Source organism: Pantoea sp. X-Soil-YNGN-775 (genome assembly GCF_059730575.1).
This window is the reverse complement of sequence record NZ_AP035945.1, coordinates 919,667-933,184: the sequence shown is the minus strand read 5'-3', so window position 1 is coordinate 933,184 and position 13,518 is coordinate 919,667. Positions and strand designations below refer to the sequence as shown.

Here is a 13,518-nt window from a genome sequence, read left to right as displayed (position 1 = left end):
GCCATAGCATTCACCAGTCCGGTCTGTAGACTGTCGGCAGCAGATGAGCAGAACTTTAATCAGAATTGGTCAGTTCAATGAATTTAATTAATGTAATAGTGAAAATATTACCGGGCGTCATTATTGCCGCCCTGCTCAGTGGCTGTCAGCATTCTGAACCACAGCAACGGGATAGCGTGGCCAACCTGTGTCAGCCAGCGAAGGATCCTGACAGTGCATCCTGTCAGTGGACTAACCAAATGCAGCATCGCCTGAATCAGCAATTCAGCGATGCGGCGCGCTATGCGGGTCAGCAATGTCTGGTCCGGCTGGAGTGGCAACAGAGTGGACGCTATGCGGTGACGCAGACTCAGGGAGACGAGGCGTTGTGCTTACGCGCCTGGCAGCTGGCTGCGCAGACCCAGGGATTGCCGCCGCCGCCGGTGCGCAGCCAACCGGCGTGGTTTGGCTTTGCGCCGCGCCAGGCTAGCTTGCCAGCCCATGCTGCCGCCACTGACGCGGGCTGATGCCAAACCAGCGACGAAAGGCCCGCGAAAAGGCGCTGACTTCTGAATAACCCAGCAGCAGCGCCATTTCAGAGATCGGCAGCTGCTTCTGCTGCAGATAGTGAGTGGCCATTTCGCAGCGAACCTGATCCACCAGCGCAGTAAAGCTGCAGCCCTCTTCACGCAGCCGCCGCTGCAGCGACCAGCTCGATAGCCCCAGTTTATCGGCCACCTCCTCCAGCACCGGTTCGCCCTGCATCAGCGACAGATTCACCTGTGAGCGCGCCTGCTCTGCCAGGCTCTGCTGCGAGGCGGCCCGGTTAAGCCGGCGGATCGCATCCTGCATTACCAGCAGCAACATCGGATCGCTGTCCGGCATGCTGCGCAGCAGATCGCGCTTCGGGATCACCAGCGAGTTAAACGGTTGATCGAACCAGATCGGGGCATCGAACACTTTACCGTGATCGTGCCACTGTTCCGGGCGCGGATGTTCAAAATGCACTTCACGCGGCGCCCAGTTTTTGCCTGCCGCATGACGAATCAGATTCATGAACATGCCCAGCGTCAGCTCCGCATCCTGACGGCGCGACAAAATAGCGCCGTGACGAACCTGATAGTCGAGCCGCCAGCACTCACCTTTGTCCACCAGCCGGGTCAGCGTGTCGTGCTGATGCCAGGGAAAAGCATTAACCACGTTGTGCAGCGCCTGCTCCAGCGTGGCCGAGCAGAGTCCGATATAGCCAATCAGGCCTAATGACTGCGGTTTAAACTGCCTGCCGTAGTGCAAACCGAAGTTATCAAAACCGGAGTGCCGTGCCGCCTCTTCCAGCACCCGGCAGTAGTTGACCAGCCCGAGGCTGAGCGTCGGGCTGGTCAGCCGCTCCGCATCGATGCCGCTGATGCCAAAGATGCGGTCAACGTCGCCGCCGCGGATATGAATAAAATCGCTCAGGCCGGTGGCCGCAGCGGCCAGCACGCCGTGATTGCCTGCACCCGCCGCAGCGGAGCAGGCAGCAAACGCATCGGGCTGTTTCATCATCATCGGATTCATGGTCGCCTCAGTCAGAATTCAGGGGGATCACCCACTGTCAGACCGAGCAAATTCCGTACCAGCTTAATTCTTCCGGGTTTCAGTCGGTTAGCCAGCCGGTATCCGGCGGGCAGCACTGCGGCAGCGCACTGACGCCCGCCGCTGGTGCATCAGGCGCCCACCGGCAACTGTTCGCTTTCCAGGTAACGACGGCAGAGTCGCACCGAGTGGCTGGCCCATTCGCTGCCCAGGCTCTGCGCCATTTCGGTTTCAGCGTGCGATCCTACCCAGGCGGTGAGCTGGATCCGGCGCTGGATCAGCAGCGTCGGCAGCAGCGCCATCTCCCGATCGCTGATGTGCGAGACCCGCTCGTAACCGCGGATCCAGTGATCGATCCACTCTGCCGCGCGCGGATGATGCTCAACAAAACTGATCGCCGCCGCCAGATCGTGCAGATACCAGCCCATCCCGCAGTCATCAAAGTCGATCACCCGGGTTTCGCCGTTGTGCAGCAGCAGATTGGTCAGCCGCAGATCGGCGTGGATCAGGCCGTAACGATCCGATCCTTTGCCGAACTGCGCCAGCGCCTCGCCCGCCTGGGCGATCGCCTGCTCGACGATAGCGTGATCGGCAGGATGCAGATGCGGCGCATCCTGCCAGCGTCCCCAGTGACTCTGCGCGCTGGTCATGGTGTGGTGATCCCAGATGATGCGCTGGAAGCCCGCCGGCGGCTGCCACTGTTTGCTGTGCTGATGCAGCCGGGCCGTAATCTGTCCCAGCTGCTGAAAGGCGCGCGGGTCGACCTCGGTAGTCGGCATCTCGCCGTCAATCCAGTGAAACAGCACCACATAGCGCTCGCCGCCATCGGGCAAACGCAGCGTCAGCACGCGCTCGCCCTGGCGGTCGGCTATCGCCTGCGGCACCACAATGCCGGTTTCACGTAGCGCATCCAGCCACAGCAGTTCGCTAAGAATATCCGCTTTTTGATGGTAGTCGCCGCGATGCAACCGCAGCGCATAGCGTCTGCCGCCCGCCTGAAGCAGGAAGGTGGCATTTTCCGAGCGACAGAGCAGGCGCAGCGTGCCCTGCAGCGCCGCGGGATAACGGCCCAGCGCCTGCTGCGCCAGTGCGGTGAGTTGGGAATCAGTCAGGTTGTCATATTGTTTAGCGCTCATCAGTCCGGCTCCTGGTCACTTGCGTCACCTCAGCATGCGTTGCCAGAACCTGTGCTGCTTGACCGCAGAGCAGTCAAAGTTGACCGCAGCGTGCATCTGGCCCGGTTGTTGCCTGTGAGTTGACCGTGGAGGACAGCATTGACCGCGCCGACGTCAAGTCGCGGCCCGCAAGGCAACGGCATTATCCCTTCACTGTAGCGTAAACCATGATGTGCGGTATCACTGCCGCGCTGCACCAACAACGACGGGGATAACAGTATGACAAACAGACTCAAGCCCACTCTGGGCACCCTGCATCTGTGGGGGATCGCGGTAGGCCTGGTTATCTCAGGTGAATACTTTGGCTGGAGTTACGGCTGGGCGGTGGCGGGCACGCTGGGCTTTCTGGTCACTACCGCGTTGATTGCCACGCTCTACACCTGCTTTATTTTCAGCTTCACCGAGCTGACCACCGCGATTCCGCATGCCGGCGGGCCGTTTGCCTACAGCCGCCGCGCTTTTGGTGAAACCGGCGGGCTGATTGCCGGTCTGGCCACGCTGATTGAGTTCGTCTTTGCGCCGCCAGCGATTGCGATGGCAATTGGGGCCTACCTCAACGTGCAGTATCCGGCACTTAACCCGAAAACCGCCGCGGTCGGTGCTTACCTGCTGTTTATGACGCTCAACATTGTTGGCGTGAAACTGGCGGCGATGTTCGAACTGGTGGTCACGGTTCTGGCGGTGATTGAGCTGCTGGTGTTTATGGGCGTGGTGTCACCGGGTTTCAGCCTGGCCAACTTTGCCGCGCACGGCTGGGCCGGCAGCGACAGCTTCGGTATGCCGGCGTTTTCCGGTATTTTTGCCGCTATTCCGTTCGCCATCTGGTTTTTCCTTGCCATTGAGGGGGCTGCAATGGCGGCGGAAGAGGCAAAAGATCCGACCCGCACCATTCCTCGCGCCTATATCAGCGGCATTCTGACGCTGGTGGTGCTGGCGATCGGCGTGATGCTGATGGCAGGCGGCGCGGGCGACTGGCGCAAACTGTCAGACATTAACGATCCGCTGCCGCAGGCGATGAAAATGATTGTCGGCGAACACTCTAACTGGATGCACATGCTGGTGTGGATCGGCCTGTTTGGCCTGGTGGCCAGCTTCCACGGCATCATTCTCGGCTATTCACGTCAGTTCTTTGCGCTGGCACGCGCGGGCTATCTGCCGCCCGGGCTGGCGAAACTGTCACGCTTCCGGACCCCGCACCGCGCCATCATTACCGGCGGCGTACTGGGGATCGCGGCGATCTACAGCGACGGCATTATTAATTTGCAGGGAATGACGCTAACGGCAGCGATGATCACCATGGCGGTGTTTGGGGCAATTGTGATGTATATCATGAGTATGCTGAGCCTGTTCCGGCTGCGCCGCAGTGCGCCAGAGCTGGCTCGCAGTTTCCGTGCGCCCGGCTACCCGATTGTGCCGGGCATCGCCCTGCTGTTGTCGGTGGTCTGTCTGCTGGCGATGCTGTGGTTTAACCCGATCATTGGCGCGCTGTTCGTCGCCTTTATGCTGGTCGGCTATCTCTACTTCCTTGCGACCAAAGCCCAGCGCGATCGGGCACCACAGGACAGCATGCTGGTGGGTGAATAGCAGGGCGCGCCCCGCTATTCGGTGCTGATCAGTCGTTGAGCGGCCAGAGCCAGGCCGCTCCACGCACGCCGCTGGAATCGCCGTGATGAGCCTTAAGCACCGGGGTTTCGCATTCGCCGCCAAATACCCATTTTTTCATCAGCGTCGGCACGGTCTGATAGAGACGATCAACATTGCTCATCCCGCCGCCCAGCACGATCACGTCCGGATCGATCAGATTCACCACCTGCGCCAGCGATTTTGCCAGCCGCAGTTCGTAACGGCTCATCGCCAGTTCGGCGATCGGATCCTGCTGCGCCAGCAGCGATACGATCTCCGCACCTTTACGTGACACCCCGCTCAGCCGCTGATAATCGATGGCGAAACCAGTGCCCGAGACGAAGGTTTCAATACAGCCCTGCTGCCCACAATAACAGGGCACTTCCTGCCGATATCGCAGCTCATCCTCATCCATCCACGGCAGCGGATTGTGGCCCCATTCGCCGGCATTGCCGTTACCGCCGATGCGTGACTGACCGTTGATCGCCACCCCGGCACCCGATCCGGTGCCAATGATCACCGCAAACACCAGCGGCTGCCCCGCACCCGCCCCGTCGACCGCCTCAGAAACGGCGAGACAATTCGCGTCATTGGCGATGCGCACGTCACGATTCAGCGCCTGCGCCAGATCTTTATCCAGCGGCTGGCCGTTGAGCCAGGTGGAGTTGGCGTTTTTTACCCGCTTGCTGTAGGGCGAAATCGTGCCGGGAATGCCGAGGCCGACGGTGCCGGTCTGCCCGGTTTTCTGCTCCGCCAGGCGGACCAGATCGACAATCGCCTGAACCGTTGCCTGATAGTCATCGCGCGGAGTGTTGACCCGGTGACGAAACAGCTCCTGTCCGGCGTTCGATAACGCAATTACTTCTGTCTTGGTGCCACCCAAATCAATGCCTATGCGCACGGTTTATTCCTCATTATTCGTTCAGGTGGAACATACAGTAGAAGGCGCCAGCCGGAAAGGCAATGAAACCACTCCGATGTTTCGCTATCATGCGCGCTGACTCTGTTAGACTTGTGCGCCCGATCGCGCCACGGTAAGGAATCCCGATGTTGTGGTTTAAAAATATGATGGTTTATCGTCTGAATCGTGACATTCCGTTGTCCGCAGACGAGATGGAAAAACAGCTCGACGCCTTCACTTTTTCACCGTGTGGCAGTCAGGATATGAGCAAAACCGGCTGGGTGCCGCCGATGGGCAACCGCAGCGATGCACTGACGCATGAAAACAACGGCCAGATCGTCATCTGCGCCCGTAAAGAAGAGAAAATCCTGCCGTCTCCGGTAGTAAAACAGGCGCTGGAAGCGAAAATCGACAAGCTGGAAGCGGAGCAGAGCCGCAAGCTGAAGAAGACCGAAAAAGATTCGCTGAAAGATGAAGTGCTGCACAGCCTGCTGCCGCGTGCCTTCAGCCGCTTCAGCCAGACCTACCTGTGGATCGACACGGTGAACAACCTGATTATGGTTGACTGCGCCAGTGCCAAAAAAGCGGAAGATACTCTGGCGCTGCTGCGCAAAAGCCTCGGCTCACTGCCGGTGGTGCCGCTGACGCTGGAAAGCCCGATTGAGCTGACCCTGACCGAATGGGTGCGCTCTGGCGAGGTGCCAGCCGGTTTCGCCCTGATGGATGAAGCGGAGCTGAAAGCAATTCTGGAAGATGGCGGCGTGATCCGCTGCAAGAAGCAGGATCTGGTGTGCGATGAGATCGCTAATCACATCGAAGCGGGCAAGCTGGTGACCAAACTGGCGCTGGACTGGCAGGAGCGCATTCAGTTTATGCTGGCCGACGACGGTTCAGTCAAACGCCTGAAGTTCAGCGACACGCTGCGCGACCAGAACGACGATATTGATCGTGAAGATTTTGCTCAGCGTTTTGACGCCGACTTTATTCTGATGACCAGCGAACTGGCTGCGCTGACCAGCAACCTGGTGGAAGCGTTAGGCGGCGAAGCCCAGCGTTAAACTGGCGAAGCCCTGAAAAAAAATGGCCGCATTGCGGCCATTTTTTTATCCTTTCAGGTAGCGACAGAGATAAGAACTGGGTTCGCCAACCTGTAAATGAAATTCGCTGTGGCCCGGCACGTTGAACACCGAACCCGCTTCAAACCATTGCCACTCGGTTTCACCCGGCAGCAGCACCTTCAGCGACCCGCTTACCACGGTCATCTCTTCCGGCTGAGCAGTACCAAAGGTATATTCGCCTTCAGCCATCACGCCCACGCTGGCACGGCCGGTGCTCGCACTGTCAAAACCAATGGATTTAACTTTTCCGTCAAAATACTCACTAATGTTGAGCATAATACTTCCTCACAGCACATTAAGGTGTCTGGCAGTGTAGAAGGGAACTCGCTGATCTGTCACGCGAAATGATGGTCGTTTGTGATCTCTCACGTCAGCCCAGCAGTTCCGCCGCCAGTCTGGCCACCAGCTGGTTAGAGAGCAGTACCGGTACGCCAAGCTGCGCCTGCAACGCGGCCCGATGCTGCTGGTGATAGCCAATACAGTCCAGCACCACCAGCCCGACATCAGCAGCCTGCAAGGTGCGGGCCGCCGCTGCGAACACCTGGTCATCAGCCAGATAGGGGCTGGCGACGGCGAAACAGGGCGGCGTCGGTAACGGCTGCCATTTACCGGCCTGTTCAACGATCTGCTCCTCTACCGGCACCACAATGCCCACCCGTTGCTGCTGCACCAGCGCGCCGATCAGCGGCGGGATAATACGATCTGGCTCCAGCAGCAGTGCGCGCCGGGTGCGTAAGGCACCGAACTCGCCGGTACACAGCAGCAGAATGGTGTCGTAACCGGCCTGCTCCAGCGCACTGATTTTGCGCTGTAATCCCTGCTCCACCTTTGGTGCCGCCAGCCGCACCTGCTCACCGCTCTGCAGCCGGGAAACCAGGATCGCCTCGCCCGCCGCCGGAGCATACTGCGCCGCAATGTCGGCCGCGCTCAATCCATCCAGCAAGCCAGCATGGTCGGTAACGTCGTCCGGCAGATGCTGGCGCAGCAGCGGCAGAATGTCGCTGCGCGGTGACTGACCAATAGTCAGGGTGACCAGAGATTTGGCCATATCAGTGATTCCGCTGGCGCAGATGTCCCAGGCTGCCATACAGCGCGAGCAGCCGCGCATATTCTTCAGCGTCATAAAAGTGGCAGGTCTGGCGACCAAATTCTTTCGCCACTTCAACCGCAAATTTCGCCGCAGCGGCGATATCCACCTCATGACTGGCACCGGTACCGCAGCCCGGCACCACCGTTTCGGCAGTGATCGCCACCCCGACCACCGGTACATCAGTGGCGGTCGACGGTTGCAGAATGCTGTTCAGATGATAGATGCCGTTGCCGTAGGGGGTGATGTCCTGAGTGGTAATCGGAAAGGTGACGGCCGGACGACCGGTAGTCATCTCCATAATGCGCAGCAGATCCTCCGACACCCGCAGGATGTAACCCTCTTTCACCGTAGGCGACAGCGCAAAGCCCTTGTGGTTGATGATGCGGTTACCTTTGGTAGTGTCGATTGACAGGATCGCATCCACCCCCGCCATCACCTCATTATCGTTCATGGTGACATCGTCAATTGGCGAATCCATAAAATCGACCGGCTGATGCGGCCGGGTCGGCGCATCCGGGCAGATGTGGGTGGTGATAATCACATCACCGCTCAGGCGATCGCCATTGCTTTGCATCCGGGCCAGCTTCAGCGCACTGGCGATCGCCGCCACGGCCCCGTCCGCATCGGACACCATGCCGATACGGCCTGGACGCGCACCGATACCGCCAAGACGCCCGATAATGCCCAGCGTAGGGGCGTTGCCGCCACTGGCTTTGCCCTGGGTGCCAGGAATATCGATGCGGATAAAATCGGTACGGCCTTTGGGGCCGGTAACCCGGCTAAAACTGGCTTCCACCTGCGGATACGCGGCGAACAGGTCTACCACCTGCTGTCCATCAATCAGGGCGCTATCCAGTAACTCAAAAACCTGTAAGGTCTGCTGTAAACTCATGGTTAATCCTTAGCTATTTCTTACTGCTGCTGGCAAACAGCGAATTAAAGAAGCTGTACAGGGCATCGCCGGCAATAAAGCCCGCCGCCATCACTTCCATCGGCGATCGGCCGCGCTCGCCCCAGACGCGAATGATCACGATACGCAGCGCGATACCCACCACCACCGCCCAGCCGGCCATGGCGTTGTTAATCAATAAACCGGTGGCTAACAGCACGCCCAGCTGGCGTTTTGGTCCGCCGATCAGCTGAATAATTGCGCCTGGAATGGCCCAGATCAGCAGGTTGCCGGCGATGCCGGGCTCTGCGCCAGCCTGAATAGTTTTGGCATAGACCCGCGCGACCGGTGGCAGCAGATTGTCGGTGAAGAACAGCGTGTGGGCATACCAGACCAGCGGAATTGAGACCACGAAGGCGATCATCGCGGCGATCAGCTGAATACGACGGCCCCACAGCTCCTGCTGCATATCCGCGCCGTTGCCGCGCAGGATAAAGCCCGCCTTGAGGTCGTACCCCATATCGGCAAAGGCTGGCCCGGTCGCGGCGGTAAAGCCGCACAGCAGGCAGAGCGCCAGCGGTGGGAAGCCGATCAAAATACCGATAATCAGGGTGATCAGCGCCACCGCAAAGGCTGGAAACCAGCCGGAGTGCATGGCAGCAATGCCGACAATCAGTTCGTGAACGAAGGCGGCAAAGGCGGCGTAGAGAATAAACAGCAGCAGCATGGCCAGCCCCATCTCACTCCACAAGCCGCCAGCCAGCGCCAGCAGCGCCGAAATAATGATATAGCCCGCACTGCCCAGTCCCAGCGCCCGCTGCACTTCATTGCCGTTACGGCTGACCACCAGCGCGTCATTTTTGCGGCTGCGGATCACCATTACCACCTGAATCAGCGCCACCAGTCCGGCCCCGACCATAACGCCATGAGGAATATAGAGCGCGTTAATATCAATGCCGGCCACCGGCTGGGCATAGGCGCGCAGCAGGAAGCCAATGCCCAGCATCGACAGCGCCCAGATGTTGCCGATAAACGCGGTGCCAAAGGCGGACATCGGAATCTTCAGCATCGCGCCGACGATGCCGCCCACAATGCCCATCACCAGCAGCCAGGCCTGACGTCCGCCTTTATCGCCCGCCTTAATCGCTTCTGCAGCCGCGACGCCCGGCGGCCAGGCATTGCTGGCCGGGAAGACGCGGGTATCAAACAGCCGATAGAGCAGCCAGGCATCCAGCAGCATGGCGGCACTGACGCCACAGAACAGCGGCAGCACCAGCTGTGGCTCGCCCAGCGCCCATGGGACAGCAATTGGCATCAGTAAGCTGTTAGCAGCACCGAAGGTAGCCGAGGAGATGGCGGTCTGCGCCAGGTTCTGAATCTCTATTGAGCGATAGCGGCGAAATGCCTGCAGTGGAATGCGCGCCAGTAACATCGCAAACAGCGCACCGATAATTGAGGTATTGGGCGTCACCCCAATGGTGGTGATCAACTGAATGCCAATAATGGCACCCGCAATTGACAGAAAAATTAAAACCAGCGCAACGCCAGCGTGCTTAATCGGATTGACCCGTTCCATCTATTCCCCTCTCCCTTCCCAGACGAAATGAAATAACGTTTTGCCAGCCCGCAGGCTTACGTCGTTGTTATATTTCACTGATCTGACACGCTGAATCGTTGCGGCAGCAGCCAGCGTGTGCGTACCGTCCCGGCAACGCCCCTGAGACGTGGGGAGGCCCGCACAGACAACCGAAGCGCTGCGTAAAGAGTGACGGTCAGATTAAAAGAAAAAGGCCCGAAGGCCTTTGTTTTTCCCTGGTGTGGCGAAATATTACGCCGATAAAATCGTTGTGACGTTACGCGCCGAATTTCCCAGCCATCTCTGCGGCGGTAGCGCGTAAGGCATCAAGCAGTGCTGGCGGGTAGCCCGGCTCAGTCTCCTGCGACAGAAACGACAGGCAGAGCGCCACCGTTTCGCCATGATGTTTGTTGTGCACGATGACTGACAGCGAACTGATGCCAGGCAAGGTTTCATTGCGAGCCAGCGACCAGCCGTGCTGACGCACTTCAGCCAGTCTGGCACACAGTGCGTCGGGCGTTTGCGGCGAATTAGCTGAAACGACCTGCCAGTCATCACGGTAGCGCGCCTGCACCTCTTCATCGCTCAACCGGGCTAACAGCGCCCGGCCGGTAGAGGTTGCGGCAGCGGGCATCCGGCTGCCTGGCGGTGTCACCATCTGGGTGAAATGGCGACCGTGATACATGCGCATGACTAATATTTCGCGCCCGGCCAGCTTAGAGACATATCCCATGCAGCCGGTGCTTTCAGCCAGCCTGATCATCGCGGCAGAAACGCTATCGACCAGCGGTGCCGAGAGATAATGCCCGGCGGCGGCCAGCAGTACGCGCCCAATATGATAGCCGCGCGTTTCGGCATCCCGCTCCAGCAACCCCTGACTTTCCATCGTCGCCAGCAGACGCGAAACGGTGCTCTTTGGCAGCGTTAATGCCTCAACCACCTCACTAAACGTCAGGCCGACATGGCCCTGCGTCACGCCTTTTTGCTGGAACAGTCTGAGTACTGCGGCGGCGTTTTCGAGTGTGGTCATGCTGCGAGTTTCACTATATGGAACTGAGTTCCTGAATCGGATAAGTCGAAAATAAAGCGTTGCGCTGAATCGGTCAAGTCACAATTTTTAGCCCGGGTAATTGGCAAGCGGACAAAATACGGGCAGTGAAATGATTAGCGGGCCTTTATCTGGCGATGAGGCGATCGGGCAGGACAGAAATCAATGCAAAACCGGGTTCAGCAGGAAATTTGCACAGAATTGAAGGTCGGGTCGGCGGGCTTACAGGCTGGCGTCCCTGCCAGCGGCAACGTTTTACTCTTTTTCGACGTCTTCATAACGCAGTTTGGCGTCACGCGCTTCCTCTTCCGTTTCATGCTCACTGATTAACGAATTCGGTTTAGGATGGTCAGCACGCAGTTCGTACGACGTCACTTTGTTGGCTTCGGTGCCCTTTTCAACCGGCACAATGCGCGCTTCACGTGGATAGGGTGGTCTGGTCGGCATACGGTATCCCTCCTGGCTGAATAACTCTCTGTGAGACAGGCTAATGCCTGCCAGACAGTAAGTATAGACAACGGCGCCCGAAGCGGGATCAAAGCGGGAAAAATCTGAGGGTTAGCTGGCGCGCGCCAGTGACAGAGAGTGCAGGATTTCATCAACCACGCCGTCGGGCGACTGCATGGCATTAACCTGATGATGGGCCGCCGCGCGGTATAAATGCGCGCGCTCACGCAGCACTTCTTCCATCTCGTCAGCGATAGGGCGTCCGGTTAAGGTCGGTCGCTGTGCGGTTTCCGGCTGACTCTCCAGCCGCTCTGCCAGCACATCAGGTGAGGCGCTGAGCCAGATAACGCGGCCCTGCTCCTGCATAAAGCGGCAGTTGTGTTCTGCCAGTACCATGCCGCCGCCGGTGGCAATCACCGTCAACGGCGCGGTAACCGCCTGCAGCGATTCGGTTTCACGGGCGCGGAAGCCTTCCCAGCCTTCAGCCGCAACAATTTCCGCCACGCTGCGTTGCGTCGTCAGTTGCAGGTGATGATCGGTATCGCAGAAGGCGTAGCCCAGCGCCTGCGACAACGCTTTGCCGACAGTGGTTTTGCCGCAACCGCGTGCGCCAATCAAAAAGATGGGTAGAGACATCAGGGCCGTTCCTCCGCCTGGCCGCGTGCTGCGGCTGCATGTTTAGCTCAATAATGCGACGCATGATAACTGGAAATCTTTTTTGCCTCTACCCATCAAGCATGATTTGCGCACCATCCCCGACAAACTTCGGATAATTCCTTTATTTTCAATGTGAAAACCATGCACGTTTTGTGCATCAGCGGCATCCGGTTACCTCCGCAACATTTGCTTACCGCCTCAATTTTACTTTGCAGCTTGCCGCCCCCATATACTGATCACAGTCGCAACAGGAGAGTCACCATGCAACGCGAAGAACAACAACTGATTGAAGGGCTATTCAGCCGTCTGAAACAGGCAGAAAGCCAGACTGCGGCACGCGATGCCGCCGCCGAACAACTGATTAACCAGCACCTGCAGGCACAGCCGGGCGCGCCCTACTACATGGCGCAGGCGATTTTGATTCAGGAAGCGGCGCTGAAGAAACTGAATGAGCGGGTGAGCGAGCTGGAGAGCCGCCTGGCACAACAGCAGCAGCAGCAGCCAGCGCAGAGCAGCGGTGGATTTCTGTCGGGCTTATTTGGCAGCGGATCGCGCCAGCAGCCGCCTGCTCAGCAGCAGCCGGCGTGGAACAGTGCGCCTCAGCAGCCTGCCCAGCCACCGCAGTATGCTAATGCCCCGGCCCCACGCGGCACGGGCTTCCTTGGCGGTGCGCTGCAAACCGCAGTGGGCGTCGCGGGCGGTGTGGTGATGGCGGATATGCTGACCAGCATGTTCCATCATTCCCAGCCGGAAGAGATTGTGAACATCATTAATGAGCCACCGCTACCGGAGGTGAATGACAACCTCAACACCTTTAACGGCGGTGATGACAACAGCTTCCTCGATCAGAACGCCGGCTGGGATAACGGCTTCGCCGACAACGGCGATCTCAACGATTTTGGCGGCAACGATTATGACGACGACAGCTTCGTCTGATTTTAGCGTTTCTGCTGCCTGAGCCAGCTGTCCAGCTCATTAGCAAATTGCTGGCGGTCACGCGGATTCATCGCCGCGGGGCCGCCGGTCTGCACCCCACTAGCCCGCAGGGTATCCATAAAATCGCGCATCGTCAGCCGTTCACGAATGGTGGCCGGTGAGTAGCGTTCGCCGCGTGGATTAAGCGCCGCCGCCCCCTTTTCAATCACTTCCGCCGCCAGCGGGATATCCGCCGTGATCACCAGATCGCCCGGCTGTGCCCGTCGGACAATTTCATTATCCGCCACGTCAAACCCCGCCGGCACCTGCAGCGTGCGCAGATAGGGCGAAGACGGCACGCGCAGAAACTGGTTCGCGACAAAGGTCACGGTGGTCGCCGTGCGGTCCGCAGCGCGGTACAGCACCTCTTTGATCACATTCGGACAGGCGTCAGCATCGACCCAGATAGCCATCATGATTCCTTCTTATCGGAGATAAGCCCCGATCTTGCCGCACTCCTGCGCA

The 13,518-nt window shown here is 59.0% G+C and carries 15 protein-coding genes; 4 read left to right on the top strand and 11 right to left on the bottom strand.

All coding sequences use genetic code 11. The features are described from left to right. The first annotated feature begins 77 nt into the window (after positions 1–77). Entirely contained in the window at positions 78–506 is a 429-nt protein-coding gene (locus AC6I8I_RS04235; protein ID WP_312057238.1) for a cell envelope integrity TolA C-terminal domain-containing protein, read from the top strand. Here the strand turns inward: AC6I8I_RS04235 and qhpR are convergent. Both qhpR and AC6I8I_RS04225 read right to left on the bottom strand, forming a co-directional pair. Next, entirely contained in the window at positions 466–1,536 is a 1,071-nt protein-coding gene (gene qhpR / locus AC6I8I_RS04230; protein WP_497819686.1) for an AraC-like transcriptional regulator QhpR, read from the bottom strand. The genes AC6I8I_RS04235 and qhpR overlap by 41 nt on opposite strands. A 149-nt stretch (positions 1,537–1,685) precedes the next feature. Then, a complete protein-coding gene (locus tag AC6I8I_RS04225) occupies positions 1,686–2,690 on the bottom strand; it encodes a phosphotransferase enzyme family protein (protein ID WP_497828354.1) in 1,005 nt (334 codons plus the stop codon). A 258-nt stretch (positions 2,691–2,948) separates the two neighbouring features. Here AC6I8I_RS04225 and eat point away from each other — a divergent pair, with 258 nt between their 5' ends. Beyond that, positions 2,949–4,313 carry an ethanolamine permease gene (gene eat, locus AC6I8I_RS04220; protein ID WP_312758318.1) on the top strand — a complete coding sequence of 455 codons (1,365 nt, stop codon included), beginning with the start codon at positions 2,949–2,951 and terminating at the stop codon, positions 4,311–4,313. 28 nt (positions 4,314–4,341) lie between these two features. On the opposite strand, the gene mak is transcribed toward eat, so the two are convergent. Next, positions 4,342–5,253, bottom strand: a complete 912-nt coding sequence (gene mak, locus AC6I8I_RS04215; RefSeq protein WP_031377603.1) for a fructokinase — start codon at positions 5,251–5,253, stop codon at positions 4,342–4,344. A gap of 146 nt (positions 5,254–5,399) precedes the next feature. Between mak and rdgC the strand changes: the two genes are divergently transcribed. Continuing rightward, positions 5,400–6,311 carry a recombination-associated protein RdgC gene (gene rdgC, locus AC6I8I_RS04210; protein WP_312758320.1) on the top strand — a complete coding sequence of 304 codons (912 nt, stop codon included), beginning with the start codon at positions 5,400–5,402 and terminating at the stop codon, positions 6,309–6,311. Between the two features lie 45 nt (positions 6,312–6,356). Here the strand turns inward: rdgC and ppnP are convergent, their stop codons facing one another. The 7 genes from ppnP to aroL form a co-directional block, all read right to left on the bottom strand. Beyond that, entirely contained in the window at positions 6,357–6,647 is a 291-nt protein-coding gene (gene ppnP, locus AC6I8I_RS04205) for a pyrimidine/purine nucleoside phosphorylase (protein ID WP_031377601.1), read from the bottom strand. A 94-nt stretch (positions 6,648–6,741) separates the two neighbouring features. Beyond that, complete coding sequence (locus AC6I8I_RS04200; protein WP_312056842.1) at positions 6,742–7,419, bottom strand: AroM family protein; 678 nt, start codon at positions 7,417–7,419, stop codon at positions 6,742–6,744. 1 nt (position 7,420) lies between these two features. Further along, the gene (locus AC6I8I_RS04195) at positions 7,421–8,353 is read right to left on the bottom strand and encodes a DUF1177 domain-containing protein (RefSeq protein ID WP_312758322.1); all 933 of its coding nucleotides are present in this window, start codon (positions 8,351–8,353) and stop codon (positions 7,421–7,423) included. A 13-nt stretch (positions 8,354–8,366) separates the two neighbouring features. Further along, a complete protein-coding gene (locus AC6I8I_RS04190; RefSeq protein WP_312758324.1) occupies positions 8,367–9,926 on the bottom strand; it encodes an OPT/YSL family transporter in 1,560 nt (519 codons plus the stop codon). Between the two features lie 277 nt (positions 9,927–10,203). Beyond that, positions 10,204–10,956: an IclR family transcriptional regulator gene (locus AC6I8I_RS04185; RefSeq protein WP_312056848.1), complete on the bottom strand. Its 753-nt coding sequence runs from the start codon at positions 10,954–10,956 to the stop codon at positions 10,204–10,206. 273 nt (positions 10,957–11,229) lie between these two features. Beyond that, positions 11,230–11,421, bottom strand: coding sequence for a YaiA family protein (locus AC6I8I_RS04180; protein ID WP_031377596.1), 192 nt, complete (start codon positions 11,419–11,421; stop codon positions 11,230–11,232). Between the two features lie 111 nt (positions 11,422–11,532). Continuing rightward, positions 11,533–12,057, bottom strand: a complete 525-nt coding sequence (gene aroL / locus AC6I8I_RS04175; RefSeq protein ID WP_312056851.1) for a shikimate kinase AroL — start codon at positions 12,055–12,057, stop codon at positions 11,533–11,535. 282 nt (positions 12,058–12,339) lie between these two features. Here aroL and AC6I8I_RS04170 point away from each other — a divergent pair, with 282 nt between their 5' ends. After that, positions 12,340–13,014 (top strand): DUF2076 domain-containing protein, encoded by a 675-nt coding sequence (locus AC6I8I_RS04170; protein ID WP_497819681.1) that lies wholly within the window; start codon positions 12,340–12,342, stop codon positions 13,012–13,014. Between the two features lie 2 nt (positions 13,015–13,016). Here AC6I8I_RS04170 and AC6I8I_RS04165 read toward each other — a convergent pair whose 3' ends face one another. After that, a complete protein-coding gene (locus tag AC6I8I_RS04165) occupies positions 13,017–13,466 on the bottom strand; it encodes a YaiI/YqxD family protein (RefSeq protein WP_031377593.1) in 450 nt (149 codons plus the stop codon). Positions 13,467–13,518 lie beyond the last annotated feature (52 nt).